General features: G+C 58.8%; 19 protein-coding genes. 9 read left to right on the top strand and 10 right to left on the bottom strand.

The features are described 5' to 3' along the window. Positions 1-28: 28 nt before the first annotated feature. The 4 genes from D777_RS14290 (at position 29) to D777_RS14275 (ending at position 4928) form a co-directional block, all read left to right on the top strand. Positions 29-931, top strand: a complete 903-nt coding sequence (locus tag D777_RS14290; RefSeq protein WP_036133537.1) for a helix-turn-helix transcriptional regulator — start codon at positions 29-31, stop codon at positions 929-931. A 12-nt stretch (positions 932-943) separates the two neighbouring features. Continuing rightward, on the top strand, positions 944-2674 hold the full coding sequence (locus D777_RS14285; RefSeq protein ID WP_036133533.1) for an ExeM/NucH family extracellular endonuclease: 1731 nt from the start codon (positions 944-946) through the stop codon (positions 2672-2674). A 133-nt stretch (positions 2675-2807) separates the two neighbouring features. After that, the gene (locus tag D777_RS14280) at positions 2808-3695 is read left to right on the top strand and encodes an alpha/beta fold hydrolase (protein WP_036133530.1); all 888 of its coding nucleotides are present in this window, start codon (positions 2808-2810) and stop codon (positions 3693-3695) included. 162 nt (positions 3696-3857) lie between these two features. After that, positions 3858-4928, top strand: a complete 1071-nt coding sequence (locus D777_RS14275; protein WP_036133527.1) for an AraC family transcriptional regulator — start codon at positions 3858-3860, stop codon at positions 4926-4928. On the opposite strand, the gene queE is transcribed toward D777_RS14275, so the two are convergent. Together queE and queC are read right to left on the bottom strand one after the other, a co-directional pair. Continuing rightward, complete coding sequence (queE, locus tag D777_RS14270; protein ID WP_036133524.1) at positions 4929-5585, bottom strand: 7-carboxy-7-deazaguanine synthase; 657 nt, start codon at positions 5583-5585, stop codon at positions 4929-4931. After that, positions 5585-6250 (bottom strand): 7-cyano-7-deazaguanine synthase QueC, encoded by a 666-nt coding sequence (queC, locus tag D777_RS14265; RefSeq protein ID WP_036133521.1) that lies wholly within the window; start codon positions 6248-6250, stop codon positions 5585-5587. Before queC ends, queE begins: the two co-directional genes overlap by 1 nt. Positions 6251-6437: 187 nt before the next feature. Here queC and D777_RS14260 point away from each other — a divergent pair, with 187 nt between their 5' ends. Next, positions 6438-6971 carry a 3'-5' exonuclease gene (locus D777_RS14260; RefSeq protein WP_036133519.1) on the top strand — a complete coding sequence of 178 codons (534 nt, stop codon included), beginning with the start codon at positions 6438-6440 and terminating at the stop codon, positions 6969-6971. A 13-nt stretch (positions 6972-6984) separates the two neighbouring features. Here D777_RS14260 and D777_RS14255 read toward each other — a convergent pair whose 3' ends face one another. Then, a complete protein-coding gene (locus D777_RS14255; RefSeq protein WP_036133517.1) occupies positions 6985-7224 on the bottom strand; it encodes a hypothetical protein in 240 nt (79 codons plus the stop codon). Positions 7225-7771: 547 nt separating this feature from the next. Between D777_RS14255 and D777_RS14250 the strand changes: the two genes are divergently transcribed. Continuing rightward, positions 7772-8044, top strand: a complete 273-nt coding sequence (locus D777_RS14250; protein WP_036133514.1) for a hypothetical protein — start codon at positions 7772-7774, stop codon at positions 8042-8044. A gap of 33 nt (positions 8045-8077) precedes the next feature. On the opposite strand, the gene D777_RS14245 is transcribed toward D777_RS14250, so the two are convergent. From D777_RS14245 to D777_RS14235, 3 genes are read right to left on the bottom strand one after another with little or no spacing between them, the layout of a single operon-like run. After that, on the bottom strand, positions 8078-8491 hold the full coding sequence (locus tag D777_RS14245) for a response regulator (RefSeq protein WP_036133511.1): 414 nt from the start codon (positions 8489-8491) through the stop codon (positions 8078-8080). 35 nt (positions 8492-8526) lie between these two features. Further along, positions 8527-9087, bottom strand: coding sequence for a hypothetical protein (locus D777_RS14240; protein WP_036133508.1), 561 nt, complete (start codon positions 9085-9087; stop codon positions 8527-8529). Between the two features lie 36 nt (positions 9088-9123). Beyond that, positions 9124-12612: a response regulator gene (locus D777_RS14235; RefSeq protein WP_150112665.1), complete on the bottom strand. Its 3489-nt coding sequence runs from the start codon at positions 12610-12612 to the stop codon at positions 9124-9126. A 171-nt stretch (positions 12613-12783) separates the two neighbouring features. Here D777_RS14235 and D777_RS14230 point away from each other — a divergent pair, with 171 nt between their 5' ends. Next, positions 12784-13791 carry a hypothetical protein gene (locus tag D777_RS14230; protein WP_150112655.1) on the top strand — a complete coding sequence of 336 codons (1008 nt, stop codon included), beginning with the start codon at positions 12784-12786 and terminating at the stop codon, positions 13789-13791. A 14-nt stretch (positions 13792-13805) separates the two neighbouring features. Here D777_RS14230 and D777_RS14225 read toward each other — a convergent pair whose 3' ends face one another. Then, complete coding sequence (locus tag D777_RS14225; RefSeq protein ID WP_036133497.1) at positions 13806-14054, bottom strand: hypothetical protein; 249 nt, start codon at positions 14052-14054, stop codon at positions 13806-13808. 208 nt (positions 14055-14262) lie between these two features. Here D777_RS14225 and D777_RS14220 point away from each other — a divergent pair, with 208 nt between their 5' ends. Next, positions 14263-14607 carry a hypothetical protein gene (locus tag D777_RS14220; RefSeq protein ID WP_036133492.1) on the top strand — a complete coding sequence of 115 codons (345 nt, stop codon included), beginning with the start codon at positions 14263-14265 and terminating at the stop codon, positions 14605-14607. 2 nt (positions 14608-14609) lie between these two features. Here the strand turns inward: D777_RS14220 and D777_RS14215 are convergent, their stop codons facing one another. Both D777_RS14215 and D777_RS14210 read right to left on the bottom strand, forming a co-directional pair. After that, positions 14610-15896, bottom strand: coding sequence for an EstA family serine hydrolase (locus D777_RS14215; protein ID WP_036133488.1), 1287 nt, complete (start codon positions 15894-15896; stop codon positions 14610-14612). Positions 15897-16023: 127 nt separating this feature from the next. After that, the gene (locus tag D777_RS14210; protein ID WP_051669124.1) at positions 16024-17241 is read right to left on the bottom strand and encodes a GGDEF domain-containing protein; all 1218 of its coding nucleotides are present in this window, start codon (positions 17239-17241) and stop codon (positions 16024-16026) included. Between the two features lie 143 nt (positions 17242-17384). Here D777_RS14210 and ybaK point away from each other — a divergent pair, with 143 nt between their 5' ends. Further along, the gene (gene ybaK / locus D777_RS14205) at positions 17385-17855 is read left to right on the top strand and encodes a Cys-tRNA(Pro) deacylase (protein ID WP_036133483.1); all 471 of its coding nucleotides are present in this window, start codon (positions 17385-17387) and stop codon (positions 17853-17855) included. 99 nt (positions 17856-17954) lie between these two features. Here ybaK and D777_RS14200 read toward each other — a convergent pair whose 3' ends face one another. Next, positions 17955-20198, bottom strand: coding sequence for an NADP-dependent isocitrate dehydrogenase (locus D777_RS14200; protein WP_036133480.1), 2244 nt, complete (start codon positions 20196-20198; stop codon positions 17955-17957). Between the last annotated feature and the right edge of the window lie 157 nt (positions 20199-20355).

Here is a 20355-nt window from a genome sequence, read left to right as displayed (position 1 = left end):
CTATTCATTGGACCGTGAGCGCCTCGTTATGAAGAAAACGGACTGGCCCATCCGCTGGGACTTGCTACTTCGCTATCGCCTGATCGAAACCATTGCACTGTGGGAGGGTCGACTGACCACCAACCACATCTGTCATAGCTTTGGCATTGGCCGGCAGCAGGCTTCCAAAGACATTAACACCTACCTCCGTGAACTGGCACCGGGCAACCTGATCTATGATCGTCATCTCAAGGGGTATGTTCCGGCCAAGAAATTTTCTCCAGTGGTCACCCGTGGTGTGGCCAGCGAGTACCTTGATCTCCTGGCAAGCCAGCAGAATCTGAGTCATACCTTTGAAGCCCTCAACCTTGGCCTTCCAGGCAGCACCGTTGTGCAGGCTCCGGACCGGGTAATCGCCCCGGAAACCATGCGGGCCGTCGTCGCTGCAACTCGCCATGGCCGGCAGCTGAGGGCCAGCTACGTCTCCCTGAGCCGACCGGAAGCCGCCGAAAGCATCCTGGAACCTCACACCCTGGTCAGTGATGGCAATGGCTGGCACCTGCGAGCCTGGTGTGACTCCAACCGGGAGTTCCGGGATTTTGCACTGAACCGATTCCAACGTATTCCCGAGGCGCTTCGCATCAAGGCCAAACACACCCGTGACCAGGACGAAGACTGGAACCGTGACGTCACCATGGTTCTGACGCCAGATCCCCGGCTGACCGAGGCCCAGCAAGCCATCATCGCCTCCGATTACGGTATGGAAAGCGGTCGCCTGGAGATCACTACCCGCGCAGCGCTGGCACCGTATGTGCTTTCGCGCCTGGGAATCACCCTGGACAACCAGCATCCCGATCCGCTGGTACAGCAACTGGAACTGGCCAACCCCGACGCGCTGGGCTTTGGCAGCAAACGCGAAAGAGCACTGAAGGCCGTTGCCGGCCTGCGCTAGTTCACTGCAGTGATGGTTCTCCCGTCCCTTCGCCACGGGATTCTGGTACTGCTGCTAACACCGATTGCGGCAGCGGCGGAACCCTGTGGCGAAACCTCAGCTCCCATAATCCCCATCTCGAGCATTCAGGGTTCGTCGGATATCTCTCCGCTGTCAGGAAAAACCGTCACGGTCGAGGGCATCATGACGCGCGATGCCCGAGGCAAGGGAGGCTTTCGCGGATTTTACCTGCAGCAAGCGGACCACCTGACCGACTCAGACCCCGACACGTCCGAAGCGCTGTTTGTCTACACAGGACGAAAACAGGGCCGGCCCGAGCAACGGATCCGGGTGCGCGGAACCGTCAAGGAGCACTACGGTCTCACCGAACTGACCAACATTCAGGACATCCATGTCTGTGGGCAAGGCACCATGCCGGCCCCTCTTCACCTTGCCCTGCCATGGCCCCGGGATCCCGAGAGCTTCGAAAACATGCGCGTGGTTTTCGATGCCCCCCTGACCGTCATCGACACCTACAATCTTGCGCGTTTTGGCGAGCTGGCCCTGAGCAACGGCGACCGGGTTCACCCGAACGAGAGTGGCTCACCCATCGCCTCCGAAACTGACGAACTGTTGCTGGATGACGGTCAGTCACGGCAAAACCCCCACCCCATACCCTGGCCTCCGCGAGGTCTTTCCGTCGGCAATACCGTCCGAGCCGGGGACACCCTGCAAAGGGTGGCCGGAATTCTGGATTACCGGTTCAACAGCTGGCGGATCCAACCCGATCAGCCACCGGAGTTTATCGCCAGCAACCCCCGCAAACCCGCTCCGGAACGTCCAGCCGGGGATCATCTGCGAATCGTCACTCAAAACCTTCATAACATGTTCAATGGAGACGGACAGGGCAACGGTTTCCCCACAGCCCGGGGTGCCCACTCAGCCGATGCATTCAGACGCCAGCAGCAACGGCTGGTGGCAGCGCTCACCGCTCCGAATCCTGACATTCTGGCGTTATCCGAACTCGAAAACGACGGCTATGGCGCCGACAGCGCCGCACACTCGCTGGCGAACGCACTGGGCCCGGCGTGGCGATTGGTAACAACACCAGAGGAAGACGGGGAGGATGCAATCCGCACCGCGATACTCTATCGCAGCGACCGGGTAACCCCGGTCGGTTCACCAAAGCGGCTGACCAGCGGCGCATTTAGCAACCGTGGGCGACCACCGCTTGCTCAGACCTTCCGACGCCTCGGCGGACAGCTTGCAGTTCAGGTTGTCGCCGTGCATCTGAAATCCAAGTCCTGCCGTGGTGCCAGCGGTGCGGATTCGGACCAGGGGCAGGGCTGTTACACCAATCGACGCGTACAGGAAGCGAAGAGCGTGACCGATTGGCTGGCGTCGTCGCCAACGCCCGACAAACTGGCCGGAACCCTGATTACCGGCGATCTCAACAGCTACGCCCGGGAGGCGCCTGTCCGGGAGTTTGAAAAGGGTGGGTACACCAGCATGCTGCACCACTTCCACCCGTGCACCGACCAACATTGCCCACACTACACCTATCGCTACAAGGGTGAGAAAGGCTCCCTGGACTACGCCCTGGCATCAACGCCGCTGGTGGACCATATGGTTGATGTCCGCAGCTGGCTCATCAATGCGGACGAGCCCAGGGCGCTCGGATACCAGGGACCTGCTGCAACGTCATCAGCCCGCCCCTGGCGATCCTCCGACCACAACCCCCTGATCATTGATATTGCCCTCTGAATTGAACCCACTGGTTGCTTCCTTGCCGACGCGAGTGTGGCGAACAGGCCAAGGCCCCCTGTGTCGACGCAGGTACACTGGTTAGCCAAGATCAAACGCCGGGTTCATTTCACTGGCACGAATGGGGCATACCATGAAAATACCGACACCCAACTTCTGGCCGGCAGCAAGAACCGGTCAACGCATTCTGCTTCAAGCCCGGCGACGCGAGGCATCCGTCGACGGACACCGTATGGTATTTCTGGAAAGGGGTGCCCCCGGCCCCGGTGTTCCCACCGTCGTGCTGGTCCATGGTTTTGCGGCCATGAAGGAAAACTGGGCCTTCTGGCTTCAGAAGCTACCCCGCGAATGGCACGTCCTGGCTCCGGATGTTCCGGGCCTCGGCGAAAGCGACTATCGCGCGGATGCCAGCTATCGCTATGAAGATCAGGCACGACGCCTGCAGGCGTGGCTGGCTACCATCCCCACCGACAACCTGCATCTGGTCGGCAGCTCCATGGGCGGCGCGATCGTGTCCGTGCTCGGCCATCTGATGGACCCCGCTCCGCGTTCAATCACATTGCTCAACAGTGCAGGCATCCCCGAACACCCGAACGTCGATCTGGACGCACCGTTCGAATCCGACCGGGACGAGATTCTGATTCCCGGTGACTGGAAAGGCGTTTACCGCATGTTCAATAGTGTCGGGAACGGCAAGCCCACTGTTTCGGGAGTCGCCATGGCCGGCCTGCTGGGGCCTGACCTGCTGGGCCGTACCGATGCCCTGCGCCACATTTTCGCAGATATGGTCGCCGACGCCCTGGCACCAGCCCGCTACCTGAGCGCTGACACACCGCCACTGCAGGTGCAATGGGGCGACCGGGATGTGATCACACCCACCCGCTGTGTCGATTGGTTCGAACGCGCCACACCCCAGGCCGAGGTTCATGTGTTTCGTGGCGTTGGCCATCTGCCAATGCTGGAGACGCCGGGTCGCTCCGCCCGGGTTCTGGAGGAATTCATTGGGCGTCACGGTCACTGACCGCAACAACACCGCGCTTCGGCCCCGTAAAACGGGTCAATTGGCCCCTCTGGCCCATTGACCCGTCAGCCAAGTCATGGGGGTCGATGGCGGAACTGGGCATAATCAAAACAGATTACCGATCCCTTACATAACAAGAACAGCCTAGAACGAGGAAACCCGATGCGCGCCTCCGTCGCAACTGCACAGGATCTGGGTATGCCGGCCATCTACCTGCATTTGTTGGCCGAACTGCTCAATACCATTGGTGTCGACGAGCGGGATCTCCTGCTCAGGGTGGGTCTGGACCCACTTCGGCTCAACTCCACAGACCTGCGTGTCAGCCAGTCCCAGGCGAGCGAGTTCGTGACCCGCGCCATCATCGAAAGTGGTGAGCCTGGCCTGGGAATCATGCTCGCCCGCGAGCTCAAGCTCCCTCTCCATGGCGCCCTGGGCACCGCCGTCATGAGCAGTCGTACATTGGGGGAAGCCTTGGACCTGATGGGTCGCTACCTCACGCTGCGAGCCCCTCATCTGAAGGTATCCCGAAGGGACGCTGGCCAGAATGCCTGGTTCCGGGTCACCTGTGATATGGACCTCGGCCCTCTGCAGGGTTTTATCATGGATTCCATGCTGTTTGGCTGCGTCACCATGGGCACGCAACTGACCGGATCGACCGTACCTGGCTCACGTGTGTTGCGCCGCGGCCCGGAGCCCACCTATTTCCATCGTTTCCGGCAGATGATCCCGGTACCGGTGGAGTATGGCGCCACGGAAGATGCGCTGCTTATTCCCCTGGCCGCACTCGATATGCAGATTCGCTTCTCTGACGATCAGCTTGCTGCCAGCTCCAGGGCAAAGTGTGAAGAAGCGCTGAAAGAGCTGACCGAGGACGCCGGCTTTGCCTGCCGTGTTCGCCGGGTCATCGAGACCAGCCACCCGTTTCCGCCGAAGCTGGCGCGGGTAGCCGGCACCCTGTTCGTCTCGGAACGAACCTTGAAGCGGCGATTGCAGGAAGAAGGAGCCAGTTTTCAGAACCTGGTCGACCAGGTACGTTTGGAACGGGCCGGCGAACTGCTTAAAAACACCGGTATGAATCTGAGCCAGATTGCCGATGCGCTGGGCTATGCCGACGCGGCCAACTTCACCCGCGCCTTCAAGCGCTGGACTGGCCAGAGCCCGAGCCAATATCGCACCGCAGCCCTGAAACCCGGCGCTGCCCGCCAACGCCCTTCCATGGCCGCTGGACTGTAATCAGTCGATGCCCACAATCTTGTGCATTTGCAGGGTAAGGCGCCATCGGGGGTGGGACAGACAATAGTCCGTCGCTCTGCGGGTATTGCTCTGCTTGACCGAATCCAGGCCATCGTCTGGCAAGGTCGGGGAGGCCATGGGAGACAGAAAATAGTGCTCGGCCCGAATATCCAGAAATCGCTCAGGCGGCGCCAACGGCTGCGGAAACACCAGTTTCAGCTCATTGCACGACTTGATCACTACCTCGGCATCGGCCTTCGGACTAACGCACAGCCAGTCGATACCAGCCGGGGCCGGTAAGGTTCCATTGGTTTCCACTCCCACTTCAAACCCTTGCTGGTGAAACGCCTCAATCAGCCTCTCATCCAACTGCAAAAGCGGCTCACCACCCGTGCAGACCACATAGGGACGACCCGACGCCTCCGGCCACAATGAGCGGATATGAGCGGCCAGCGCATCGGCAGTTTCGAACTGGCCACCATTCTGACCATCCGTTCCGACAAAGTCGGTATCGCAGAAGTTGCACACCGCATCGGCACGATCCTTTTCCCGGCCGTTCCACAGATTGCATTTGCTGAACCGGCAAAACACCGCGGCCCGACCGGCCTGGGCACCTTCGCCCTGCAGGGTGTAGAAAGCTTCCTTGACCCGGTACATCAGACACCATCCTCATAGGGCAGCGGATCTGTCGCGCCATGGGCGGCGAACGCCTCCAGCCTCTCAACACAGGAGCCACAGCGGCCACAGGCTTTGTCCCGGCCGTTGTAACAGGTCCAGGTCTGGCCGTAGTCCAGGCCAAGCTCAAGGCCCTTTGCCAGGATCTCACTCTTGTCCAGTGTCATAAACGGCGCCGCGATCCCAACAGGGTCGTAGTTTGCGACCCGGCAGACCGCATCCATTTTCTCCACAAACTCAGGCCGACAGTCCGGATAAATGGCATGATCGCCGCCGTGGGCGCCATACCAGACTTCCCCGGCGCCCACCGTCACTGCATAACCGGTCGCCAGGGACAGCAGGATCATGTTGCGGTTGGGCACCACGGTGGATTTCATGCTGTCTTCTTCATAATGGCCCTCGGGCACATCGATATCAGACGTCAGCGCGGACCCTTCCATGACTTCACTCATGGCTCGGATATCAACCACCTTGTGCGGGATGTCGTGAGCCTCGCACACGGCCCTGGCGCAGTCCAGTTCGCGCACATGCCGCTGTCCGTAGTTGAACGACAGCGCATGCACCTTCAGCCCACGAGCTCGGGCCAGGTGCAGCAGAGTATAGGAGTCCATACCTCCGGAATAGATTACGACGACAGTGTCAGTCATTCGGGCTCCCCGTATAGTGTTAATCGCCTTGGGCTGGTTTACTTGCTCACCCCAAGACAGTCAGCTGTCATCGGGTTTTTACAATGAATGGACATATTGTAACAGTGGATGCTCAGGTTGGGTTCGCGTCTGGTGATCTGGCCGGGTACACTCAGCTAAAAAACGATATATAAACTACACTTTGCCAATGACCACTGATATTCGCCCGGCTTTCATCGACTTTGAGGCATCCAGCCTCGACCTGATCGCAAGTTACCCGATTGAGGTAGGTATTTGCATGCCGGATGGTGAACTCCACAGCTGGTTGATCGCCCCTCACGTACTTTGGCAGGACTGGTCCGAAAGTGCGGAACAGGTTCATGGTATTTCCAGAGAGACTCTGCAATCGGAAGGGGCTTCCGTCAGCGAGGTTGCCGAGAGCCTGAACCGGCTGCTGCCGAACCAGGTGTTTTGCGATGCCTGGACTTTCGACAGCTTCTGGCTTCATCGCCTGTTCAGGGCGGCCCGGGTACGCCCGGAATTCCAGCTGGAATCCATTTCCATGCTGCTGGACAGCCAGCAGGTCCGGGAATGGGCGGGTGTGCGTCAACGTGTCATCAACGACCTGGGGCTTCCCGTGCACAGGGCTGCCAATGACGCTCTGATCCTCCACAAAACCTGGGAGCAGATTGTTCCCCAGCAGCAGAGCGAGTCGCTGCCGGGCCACAGTCACCAGGCCTGAAACGAATCAGACGTCAGTGGCGGATGCCACGAAGCCTTGCGGCAACGACTTCCAGCCCGTCGCGAAGGGTATTCAGGGTCCAGTAGCTGACCAGGGCCATCAAGCCGGCTCCGACAACGGTAAACGCGAGGTCTTCTCCCACCACTTTTTCCTGCGCCAGCACCATATACAGGACCAGTACGGCAATCAGTGCGGCTTCAATCAACATATGGGAACGAAACTTTTTTCTTGCGGCTCCGGCTGCGTCGGCCATTTTCTTCGCTTTCAACCTCTAAGATAAGATGCAACGAGTGATCAGTTAGTATGCAAATTATTGCAGGGGAGCCGTATAGAATCTGTACGAATTAGTGGCTACGAAGTTTCCACTACCGCAAAAAAAACGCAGCCCACTGGGCTGCGTAGAAAGGAGAGATCCATCCGATACCTGGCGCGGCAGATATCGTGGATTGCACAACGTAAAAACACGTGACGCTGTGCATTATCGATTTCCCGGAGCCCCCCGTCTGTAGGGGTTTGCCGAAGCAGACAGGCTCTTGCAAACCGCCGATTTGCCTATACACTGATTGATGAACCGACACCCAGAAGGGAACAGAAGCCAGATGACTCCACAAACCATTTTTTACGCCGTCAACGATTGCCACCGTGGGCAGTCTGCGCGTGCCATGGAAAAAGACATCTAACGGCTTTCGGTCAGTCCCGGGAGCCATTGCAGCGACCGGGCCAAGCTTCTCCGCAAACCCCCGGTTGCCTCAGGCTCCGGGGGTTTGTTTTTGCAGCCGCAAAACGACAAGGAGAACATCATGAAAAGACATCCGACACCACGTGCAGCGAACCAGCCGGTCAATCATCGTCAGGGCGCTATCAGACGCCCGGAAAAGCTGCCACTGCTGGATGCGATCTGTAAGAAACTGAATCAGCGCGTCAATCTGGACGACGAGCAGCGGGTGCTGGGCCTCTATGAGCGGGGCTGGATTTTCAAGGGGGTGCTGGGCAATCTCGACGGTGCCGAAGCCCGGTACGTTCGCGCCCTGGCAACTCGCTACAATTCATGGATTGCCCGCCAGGTCGCCTGAAGGGGCAGCCTGGCCTGGTTGGGGCCTGACCGTTCAGTGTTGACGGTTCAGGCCCTGCATCATCGCCAGATCACCGCCATGAACCATGGCGTAGTTGTTAACCACATCGTGAATCTTTTCCTGTGAATAGGGCTTGACCACGTAGCCATTGGCTCCCGCGCTGATGGCGCGCTGAATACTGTCGATCGAATCATCGGCGGTGACCAGGACAATGTGTTGTTCCGCCCTCCGATTCTTGAATTCCTGCATCAGGTCGTGCCCATCACCATCCGGCAACCCAAGGTCCAGCAGGATAATGTGAAATTCCTTGTCCGCAAACGCCGAGCGAGCCGAGGCTGCATCCTCACATTCCGTGACGGCGGTCGCCCCGGCGTTGTAGAGCATGGATACCAGTCGCCCCCGCATAACCGGTTCATCCTCGACTACGAGGACCGCGAGATCTGTCATTGCTTGTCTCCTGTTATTCTTTTCAACCGGATCACCTAGAGGCCATCACTACCCGCTCGCCGCGGTAAATCCAGAGGTGCAGAACGTGGTTCCCGAAGGGCCCCCGCGTCCGTGAATTGTCTTGCCGATTCCCCATCCGTCTGTCCGACACCGGTTTCTCTGCCGAACCCGGTCAGGATATTGCTGATACTCACGGCCGTGGTGTACAGGGAAATGGCCACGATCAACAGAATGGGCTGGATGAAGGCCACAAACCCGGGCACATCAGCGCTGCCCAGAATACTGAGGATCAGGATGATTGAGGGACCCAGGACCACGAACAGTGTCAGGGCGATAAAGAACACGATCCGCTCCTTGTAACGCCCGAGATCCCGATTAGTGACCAGCCCCAGAACGAACTTGCCGATGGCCAGGCCCGCCAGAATGGCAGCCGCAATACTGAGATCCGGTCGCATCAGGGTTTCATAAAGCTGCCCCTCCCAGAGCCGCTGCATACCGATCACCAGAAACGGAAACAGCACGAACAGGATGTCCGCATAGGTACCGTACATCATGCTCAGTGATTGGCTCTCACTGCGTTGCTGGCTGTTAGTCATGACCCTTTACCTGCCTGTCATTTTTTGGTGAATCGTTCATTGCGATGCCGCCATAGCTGATACTGCCTTGGCTATCATCGCCGTCAAGTCCTCTAGTTCGCTACCAACCCTGTCCCAATCCGGTGCATCGGTTTTCAGCAAGGCCTCCACGGCACCGGCCTGGGTGGTCATCATGGGATAGCCCATGGCGCCGGCGGTTCCCTTGATCTGATGCGCTTCTGTTCTCAACGTTTCACGGTCGCCGTTGAGCAGCGCTTCGGCCATTCGCTGCTGCCTGGCGGTAAGCCCATCCAGAAACTGACGGACCAGTTCCGCTATGTCCTCATCCTCGTCCTCGCTGCCCGGCGGCGAGACGGTAGACGGCAGGAAGCGATCCAGCAATGCCTGCAGGTGCAGGTCGTCAATCGGCTTGTTAAGGGCACCGTCACAGCCTGCCTCCAACAGGGCCTCAATTTCCGACTGATCACCGGCGGTGAACGCGATGACCGGTCTCCGGAAGCCCGCCTGACGGAGCAGGCGGGTCGCCGCGACACCATCCATACCGGGCATGTGGCGATCCATCAGTACCATCTGTATCGACTCTGCCAGCGCGCGGCGCACCGCCTCTTCACCACTACTGACCACCACCACGTCCAATCCCCGCCGCTCAAGCATCCTCTGAACCAGGTGGCGGTTGTCCGCATTGTCCTCGGCGACCATGACGGTCCCGGCGTAGGTCGGTACATCGCCGGGCACGGCATCCGGACGAATATCGAGATAACGGGCGAGAACCTCGTAGAAGCGCTGCTTGTCGATGGGCTTGGCGAGATGTTCATTGCAGCCGGCCAGTCGATAGTCGGCAATATCCTCGGACATGACGTTGGCGGTCAGGGCAATCACCGGCGTGTTGACCCCGGCCTCCCGCAGCGCAGCGGTGGCGTCCCGGCCGTTCATTACCGGCATCTGGATATCCATCAGGATCAGGTCGAACGATTCCTTCAGCGCCAGCTCAAGCGCCTCGGCGCCATTGCTCACATGCACCAACTCGGCGCCGGTTCTCGAGACCAGCAGCGACACCAGGCGGCGGTTCACCTCGTTGTCTTCGGCGCAGAGAATCCGGCCAGACAGGTGGGGCGCGGTTACCATAGGTATGGTTCGCCGGCGCTGGTTCAATTCCGAGGCATCCCGCAGGAAATGTACGTTATCCAGCGCACCGGTGCGAATCATCAGCTCGAACTCGCTGCCTTCCCCGTAGGTACTGTTGACCTGTATCGAGCCGCCCAGCATTTCTGCCAGCCGCCGCGAAATACTCAGTCCAAGACCGGTTCCGCCGTACTGCCGGGAAATGGCCGCGCTGCCCTGGGCAAACGGATCAAACAGCCTTCCCAGCTGTTCCGGCTTCATACCGATGCCGGTGTCCACCACCCGGGCAACCAGACGCTCACCCCCGCGCTCACACCGGATGGCCAGGGAAATGGAGCCCTTGTCGGTAAACTTGAGCGCGTTGCCACACAGGTTAATGATGATTTGCCGGAGCCGGGTCGGGTCGGTCTGGATCTGCTCGGGCAACGGAAACTCGCAGATAATATGGAAATCCAGTCCCTTCTCCCTCGCCCGTGGCTCAAAGAAGGCTCGAATCTCGTCCAGCAGCTCCGGCAGATTGACTGACACGATATCGACAGCCAGCTTGTTGGCGTCGATCTTCGAGTGATCGAGGATGTCATTCACCAGATCCAGCAGATGCCGTCCGCTGCGCACCACGGTTTCGGCGCTGCTGAGCTTCTCGCGCTCATTCAGATCCGGGTCCAGCAAGGTCTCGCCGTACCCGATGATGGCCGCCAGCGGGGTACGGATTTCGTGGCTCATATTGGCCAGGAACTGGCTCTTCGCCTCCGCCGAGTTGCGGGCCAGCTCTTTTTCCAGGCGCTCATGCTCCCGCTCCCGTTCAATACGCTGGCGCTGATGGCTCTCGGTCGCATCGATGCAGGTTCCCTCAAGATGCGCCGGCTCGCCGTCCGCGTCGTAGACCGTGTGCAATGAGATGGTGGCCCAACGCTCTGCGCCATCCCGGGTCAGGTATCGGGCCTCAATGCCCTTGACCGTTCCTCTGGCCTCGAGCTGTTCGACGACCAGACGCCTCAGGCGGTCGTCGGCGATCACCGTATCCAGAACATCAAGACGCCTCTCCAGCAACTCCCGACTGCTGGTATACCCCATCATTCTCGCCATCGCGGGGTTGGCCGTCACGAAGCGGCGATCTACCGACATCTGGAAGACGCCCTCGATGGCATTATCGAACAGAGACTGGTAACGCTGCAGGTTCGACAATGCTCTCTGGCTCCAGCCCAGGGCCTCACCCTGTACCTGCTTGATCCGGTCAGCCAGGGCAAAGGAGAACAGAATGATCTGCGCCACCAGGCCAAACTGCGGAGAATAATTGGTGAAGGTATTCAGGGGTAGCACGCCCATCACCGTGAGGGCATAGATGCCAAACCCGACAAGCGCCAGCGTCCAGGCAAAGAAGTAGGAGCGGGCCGCCGGGTTGTAATAGCGCCAGGAAAGGTAACTCACCACGATCAGTATCATGCTGAGCAGGATCGACCCGACCACGATCCATTGCATGGCCACGTGGTAGGGCAGGAACATGGACAACAGGAACGTGGCTACGACCGAGTAGAGGCAAAGCCGGATAACCTGATCAAGATCCGCCGAACGTTCCCGGGTTTCCAGCAGGGACCGGGCCATCAGCAGGCCCCAGAACCAGGTGGTGATGATCTGGAAGTGCAGGAATTCCTTGTGGAACAGCATCGGCCGGCTATCCAGTAGCTGGATACCATGCACCTGCTCGGTGGCGATAAAGACCGTTGCTGACACCAGGTAGAGCACATAGTAGATGTTGCTGCGCTCGCGTACCGATACGGCGACAAACAGGTTGTAGGCAAGAATGGCCAAAATGGCGCCAAGCAGGATGCCACGAACGGCCTCATCCACCGACACCTTGGCAATATAGCTGTCCCGGTTCCACAGACCGATCGGCAGGCGGAAGGTGTTGGTATTGATCACCCGCAGGTACACGGTAGTCACCGAGTCCGGCGCCAGCTCAAGCCGGAACGTCGGGTTGGGCACTTCCAGATCGCGCTCGGCCCAGCTGTCGGCATAGCCGGTACGACGCTCGTCCACCAGCTCACCGTCACGCACCAGGTAAAGCCGGACATCATCAACCAGCGGCAGAGCCAGCTCCAGCACCCAATCCATGCCGGAAGAGCCTCCCCGGGTTTTCAGATCAAACCGGGTCCAGTAAGCTGATTCGGTGTAGCCGAAGTTGAGTACACCGCCTTCATGGCGGGTCAGCCCGTCGCGACCGAGTGCCTGCAGGTCCTCGATGGCAAGGCTCTTGTCCGGGTCTTCCAGGTACCAGATGCAGCTGCCAAGGTCACGGACGGAATCTTTTCCGCTGCTCAGTATGATGTTCCCGTCCTGGCAGTCTGACTGAGCAAAGGCGGAGACAGGAACCAGCAGACCTGCCAACGCCAGAGCCGCTAGCATAAGCAGTGCCAGTGCATCGGATGCCAGATGTAACCGTTGCCGCAAAATGTGATCTCCGCGAGGGTAGATGCTGGATTTATCGTTTATTGTCAGCACTCGATCAAGGGACAAAGACCGCGGTTATCCACTTTAGCCGTTTATGCACAGATAAGCACCTCAGGACCACCTGAAATGAGACATTCCTGCATGTTCGCCGCTCTTTCCGTCGCCGCCTTCGGGCTCAGCGGGTGCGGCATGGAAGACACCGGCCCGGTTGCGTTCAACCCGGCGACCAATGTCGATGTCACTTTTTCCAGTTTCACCCTGACCGAAGCCACCGATACCTTACTGTTTGGCGATCTGTTCGCCGCGGTTCAGCCAGCGGGGACCGAAGGTACCCGGGCTGCGGAGCTCGCGGCCGGCATTCGAGCCCAACTGGCTGCATTCCTGACGCTGACCTACACCGCAGACAGCGAACCCGTGCTGGAATCGGCCCGCAACCCCCTCGATCTGATGCGCCGGGTACTTGGCGAAGATGAGATCGGCAACTTCCGGGCGGGGAAAGAGTACATCAGCTCCCGCATCGACGAGACCGCAGCCGGCGAGTACAGCAACACCACCAACGACGTCTCCATTCGTTTTACGGATCAGCAGGCGCTGCTCGACGGCGAGCCGCTGACGGATTACCAGTGGCGATATCCGATTCTGAAATGGGCCTACACGCCGGACACATCCGATCGGGTAACCCGAATCATCAGCTGGGTCGCTTCCGGAGATTTTGCCGAAGGCAGTACACGCCCGAGTGCTACCCTCGGCACCCAGTTCCTGCCACGGGATTTCCTGGCCCTGGGCTACAACGATGGTGCCAGGCTGCACAGCGAGGGCAGCATCGTGATTGAAGGCGAGCGGGAAATGTCGTTTGTGCGAGAGTATAACGGTGAAAATACCGACGTCATCAACATTGATGGCACCGCGATCGGCACGAACGGGGGAACCACTGGCGGACCAGAGTTCGAGTTTGCGGGTAGTACGGTCGATTGCGTTCGGGTGGAGATGGATTACGACACCCTGACCGTCAATGTCTTCACCTCACTGAATGAAGCCCCGCAGGATGGCGATACCAATAATCCGGCTTACTGTCTGAACAAAGCAAACCCTGACGAAAACTACCAGGGCACGGCTTCCACTCTGAGGCCCTGAATTCACACCGGCGTCTAGCGGTGGTGAACGCCGCCGCTCATGTTCCAGTTCGCCATGAAGCCACGTTTCCGGTCGATCATACGCCGGTAGGTGGAGATCATAATGGCGGCATGGGGAGCCTTGGTCAGGCGCAGGGTTTCGATGCGTCGCTCAAGACGCTCTACTTCGGAGTTGATCTGCTGCTGGACATGGCTGCGAACGCTGTCGTGCTGGTCCAGCTTCACTTCGCGCCCGGTCTCGGTTGGTTGTGTTGGTTTATCCATTTTTATTCCTCATCCACTGAGTTCGGAAAGATCCTTCTTCCACGGCTCAAGTCTGCAACAGCATCAGACAAAGTACAATAAAAATGAATGGACTTTCACTTTTATTGCCCCCGTGGTCGCAGAACCCTTTCTCTTTCTATACACGAACATCAGCCTGCTATAGTTCCCTTTATCATCGTCCCAAACTGACCAGGAGCCCATTCCCGTCATGACCCAGACCTCCGTCGCCGATACCCTGCGCGAATACCTGTCGTTGCTGGAACTGCTGGACGATGCATACTGGGAAGCCAGCACCATCCCGCATAAGGACATGCTGTATGACATCATCAGCATATTCAGTCAGGAGGTAGCGGAGATAAACAAGCTGAGCATCCAGGATCACCACTACCCGTATGAGGTGATCACGGAAGGCATTCGGCGGGTGGTGCCCAAGCTCGAGCGCCTGGATGAGAATCGAGAGGACGTGATCCAGCGTACCCAGACACTGACCGACTTCCGGGATATCCTGTCGTCAGTGCTGGGCATCCTTGAGGCGCAGTTGCAAACGCTCTAGCGTCACGCGGCAGCGAGAGGCCGCTGCCCCTCAGGGATCAACGGGAAGCGGTTGCAGACGGTGTAAACAAACCGTGCCAGGGCCGGGAGGTGGTGGCCCACAATCGGGAAGCCGGTGTTGAGAAGGCTCACGGAAATATCCCTCGCGGAATCGGCCCAGCACAGCTTGTTGATCAGGCCGATGTGCCCGAACGCGTAGCGACTCTGCTGCCCCCAAAGCCCCACGGGATTACCACCGAGCATCATGCCGGCACTGAAACGCATGGGTACCAGCATGGTACGATCCATCTGTAACGAACCAAACTGCTGGATGGAACGCCTGACGGTCATTTCGCTGCAAATCCGATGCCCGTTCCAGACACCGCCATTGAGCATCATCTGGAAAAACCGGCCCATCTCTTCGGCGGTGCCACACAGGTTTCCGGCCGGAATCACCGCCTCCTGAAAGCGAGGATCGTTGGTCACTTGCTCCACTGTCCGGATATCCCCGCCCAAGGCCCGATTTACAACCCAGGAGACCGGGAACACCGGCGTTGGACCGGTGGCGTAGTTAGTGGCAAGAGATGATAGATCCTTGGAAGCAATGCCGTAGGTGAACCACTTCATACCCATGGGCTGGCGCAAATGCGTATCCAGGTACTCCTCAATGGTGCCGCCCGTCACCTTCTCCAGCACCCGCTGAAGCACAAAACCTCCGGTAATGGCATGATACGCAACCTTGGCGCCATCCACTTCCACCGGCTTGGCCTCGCAGAGAAGTCGCCAAATCTCGTCTTTGTCCCAGAGCACGTCGATGGGTGTTTCCCTCGGAATCGCCGGGATACCGCCCCGATGGGACAGGATCTGGTGCACGGTGATGGTCCGCTTGCCGCTCTGGGCAAATTCCGGGCAGTAATAGGCAACGGGGTCCATCAGGTTCACAAGTCCCTGCTCCGCCAGCATGTGCATCAGCAACGCCGTTACCGCCTTGGAAGCAGAGAAATAGCAGATCGGGGTGTCGGTGGTCATCGCCACCCTGGTCGCCTCTGGGCCGTCACCAGGCCCGTTTCCGGTCGCGTGCCCAATGGCCCGATGCAGTATCTGTTCGCCCCGGTGGCGCACTGAAAGCTGGATACCCGGGTGCACACCCGTGCGATACAGGGCTTCGGCACTCTTCCAGATGTCTTCCACGGTGTCACGGCTGACGCCAACGGCTTCCGGCTTTTCATGCTGCCGGTCGCAGCTGGTCACAGTACTCAGATCCTTGGGCACCTGGCAGGTATGGAGGGCACGGCGGGCAAATCGATTCATCCGGTTAAACCTTTATCAGCGTTCTGTTTTTATTCTAGTGTCGAGGCCCACGCGTCGATCCGCATTGGCCGAATTCCAGCGCGATCGCTGTCACAGCATCCAACCGCCCGGGAATCCCGGGCCTTGGTCAATCAGTATGGACGTCCTCCGGCATTTGCGCCAAAGCCACACAGTTCCGGCCCGCAGCCTTGGCCCGATACATAGCCCGGTCGGCAGCTGCGCACAGCGCTGACCCGGTCACCCCATGATCGGGGTACACCGCCACACCAACGCTGATTGTCAGCGCAACAACATTCCCATCCCCGAGAGGCTGGGGCGTAGCGCTGACATGCCGGCGCAGCCGCTCAGCGGTTTCCCGGGCTTCCGACATCTCCATCTCCGGCATCACAATCACAAACTCTTCACCGCCAAAACGGCCGACGGAATCCACAGTGCGAACACTGTCGACCAGCAAGGCCGCCACCGATTGCAACACCGCGTCACCTGCAGCGTGACCATAGGTGTCGTTTACTTCCTTGAAATGGTCAAAATCAATCCACAGCATCGCCATGGGTCGCTGGTAACGCCTGGCCCTCTCCAGCTCTTCGTCCAATACCCGGGACATCTCCCGGCGATTCAGCAGGCCGGTCAGCGGATCCCGGGTTGCCATTTCCTCCAACTCATCCCGCAAACGCTTGCGATCGGAGATATCGAGCACAATGCCTTCCAGCAATGTCTCTCCCTCACCTCCACGGATCGCCCGACCGCGCTCCCAAACCCAGATTGTCTCGCCGTCCTTGCGTGTCAGCGCATATTCCACCGAATAGGGCGCTTCGTTCGCTAACCCCTCCCGGATGTCGCACAGCAATCGCTCATAACTCTCGGGCTCCAACAGATCCTGATAGCTCACCGCACGGCTACCCATCAACTCCTCGGGCTCGTATCCGGTCAGTGCCACGCAGCCCTCGGAGACGAAAAGCATCGTGCCATGGTCATCGTAGCGACACCGATAGGCCATGCCCGGCAGGCTGTCCATTAACACGGTCAATTGCCGCTCCCGTGTTCTTAACGCCAGGCTTTGCTGATGCTGCAGTCGGAGCAGGGCTCTATCCCGGACGAGCAGCCGCAGCAGTGTCAGGAACAGGACCAGAGCGGTAACCAACACGAAAAAGACACCCTTCCAGGTCTGAACCCGGGACAGGGTTGCCGAGTCGGTCACCAGGGCTTCCACCACGCGGTCAGAGAAGGTAATCCAGAGCAGGCCTGCCAGCGCATAGAGCGCGGTGGCCATCAGAGCCCTGCGCAGGGGATGCAACTGCACCGATAATCGGGATCTCACCGGTCTCCGGTCCGGTATCTGGCTCATGGGTGCGGCCCGTTCTGACAATTTGTACCTGTCTGAAAAATAGCCATTCCCAAGCGGTAAGTCGAGTTACCAATCCGTGTCCAGCAGACACTGATAGTGTGGTAACGTTTTGCGAACATCGACACACAGGTCAGGAGACACCGATGACCCCGGGCATCAAGGCAGCCAAGAAGGCCGGCGTTGCACACACAATTCATGAATACGAACACGACCCCGCAACCACCAATTACGGGACCGAAGCCGTGGAGAAAACCGGTGCCAATCCGGGACAGGTGTTCAAGACGCTGGTAGTGACGGTGGACAACAAGGAGCTGGTCGTCGGGGTGGTACCGGTCGCTGGCATGCTCAGTATGAAGCTGATTGCCAAGGCCGCCGGTGGCAAAAAGGCTGTCATGGCCGACCCCCAGGCGGTGCAACGCAGCACCGGCTATGTGCTCGGCGGCGTCAGTCCGCTGGGACAAAAAAGACGGCTACGGACGTTTATTGACGAATCAGCCGGAGATTACGAAACCCTCTTTGTCAGCGCCGGCAAACGTGGGCTTGAGATCGAGCTGGCACCCGCGGATCTGGCCACCCTGACGCGGGCCGAGTTTGCGCCATTGCAACAGGATTAGCGTGCGCCCAACAGACATAAAAAAACCGGAGGGCTGCTGCCAGCCTTCCGGTTTTTTATTCACAACAGTCAGGCACCAGCCTGACTGCTTTTCTCAGCTTCAGCTCACAGATGCACGGGCATCGGCCAGGATCTTGTTGAGGGTTGCGCTGGGCTGCATGACCTCAGACACCTTCTCCATCGGCGCGTGGTAGTAACCACCCAGATCCGCGGGATGACCCTGAACAACGGTCATCTCTTCCAGGATCTTGTCCTTGTTCTCTTCCAACTGTGCAGACAGCTTGGCGAAGAACGCCTTCAGTTCCTGGTCGTCGTCCTGGTTCGCCAGCTCTTCCGCCCAGTAACGAGCCAGGTGGAAGTGGGAACCACGGTTGTCCAGCTCACCGGTCACCCGTGAAGGCGACTGGTTGTTCTCGAGCAGACGCTCGGTGGCCTTGTCCATGGTCTGACCAAGCAGACGGGCGCGCTGGTTGTGCTTTTTCTCGCCCAGCTCATCCAGTGAAACCGCCGTTGCCAGGAATTCACCCAGGGAATCCCAGCGCAGATGGTTCTCTTCAATCACCTGCTGTACGTGCTTCGGCGCGGAACCACCGGCACCGGTTTCGTACAGACCACCACCGTTGAGCAGCGGTACGATGGAGAGCATCTTGGCACTGGTACCCAGCTCCAGAATCGGGAACAGGTCGGTGAGGTAGTCCCGCAGAACGTTACCGGTCACGGAAATGGTGTCCAGTCCACGGATCAGACGCTCCATGGTCCAGCGGATAGCACGGACTGGAGACATGATGTGGATTTCCAGACCATCGGTGTCTTCTTCCGCGAGATACTTCTCAACCTTCTTGATCAACTGAGCATCGTGGGCACGCTCATCGTCCAGCCAGAACACGGCAGGCATGCCGCTGGAACGGGAACGGTTAACCGCCAGCTTGACCCAGTCACGGATCGGCAGGTCCTTGGTCTGGCAGGCACGCCAGATGTCGCCTTCCTCAACCTTGTGCTCGGTGAGCACAGTGCCGTCTTCAGCAATCACACGAACGACGCCGTCTTCCTTGATTTCAAAGGTCTTATCGTGAGACCCATACTCTTCGGCCTTCTGAGCCATCAGACCAACGTTAGGCACGGTGCCCATGGTGGTCGGGTCGAATGCGCCGTGGGTCTTACAGAAGTTGATCACTTCCTGATAGATGGTGGCGTAGGTGGACTCCGGCATTACCGCCTTGGTGTCCTTCAGCTTGTTGTCCCGTGCCCACATCTTGCCGGAGTTACGGATCATCGCCGGCATGGAGGCATCAACGATGACGTCGCTCGGGACGTGCAGGTTGGTGATGCCCTTGACGGAATCCACCATGGCGATTTCCGGACGGTGCTCGTAACAGGCGTGCAGGTCTTCCTGGATCTGCTCCTGCTTGGATTCAGGCAGCTGCTTGATCTTTTCGACCACGGAAGACAGGCCGTTGTTCGGGTTGACGCCGATCTCATCGAACAGCTCACCGTATTTGTCGAACAGGTCCTTGTAGAAAACCTTCACCGCGTGACCGAACACGATCGGGTGAGAGATTTTCATCATGGTGGCTTTCACGTGCAGTGAGAACATTACACCGGTTTTTTCACAGTCGGCGATGGCATCTTCGAAGAATTTCACCAGCGCCTTCTTGCTCATGAACATGCCGTCGAGCACTTCGCCTTCCAGCAGCGGAAGGTCGGCTTTCAAAACGGTCTGCTCGCCCTTGGCGTTCTCGAATACGATGCGGGCATTGGTGGCCTTGTCCAGGGTGACGGACTGCTCGCTGGAGTAGAAGTCACCGCCGCGCATGTGAGCAACGTGAGTACGGGAAGCCGGGCTCCACTCACCCATGGTGTGCGGGTACTTGCGGGCAAAGGCTTTAACGGCCGCCGGCGCACGACGGTCAGAGTTACCTTCACGCAGAACCGGGTTAACGGCACTGCCCAATACTTTGGCGTAGCGGGCGTGGATTTCTTTCTCTTCGTCGGTCTCAGGGTGTTCCTTGTACTCGGGAACCTTGTAACCCTGTTCGTTCAGCTCTTTGATCGCCGCGCGCAACTGAGGAATGGAGGCGGAGATGTTTGGCAGTTTGATGATGTTGGCTTCGGGATCTTTGGTGTATTCGCCCAGCTCGGCCAGTGCGTCCGGAACCCGCTGATCTTCTTCGAGATAGTCCGGAAAACCCGCCAGAATACGCGCCGCGAGAGAGATGTCGCTGGTTTCAAATTCAATGCCAGCCGGCTTGGCGAAGGTTTCCAGGATGGGAAGAAGTGACCGTGTCGCGAGGGCGGGGGCCTCGTCGGTCAGGGTATAGACAATCTTTGCTTTGGATGATGTCATTTTCGTCCTCAGGCTAATGGGTGGGTTCAGGACGGCCACGGCTGGGTCTGGCGTCTTGTGAACGTCTGGCCTCAGCGATGACTGATTTGGAACTTTTGATAGACCTACTAAGATAGCATTTTTCGCGTAATTTTGGTTACGATCTTAGTATAAGAAC

Source organism: Marinobacter nitratireducens, from assembly GCF_000708045.1.
Taxonomy (GTDB): Bacteria; Pseudomonadota; Gammaproteobacteria; order Pseudomonadales; family Oleiphilaceae; genus Marinobacter; species Marinobacter nitratireducens.
The sequence above is the reverse complement of the archived record's forward strand: the minus strand, read 5'-3'. Positions and strand labels throughout refer to the sequence as shown.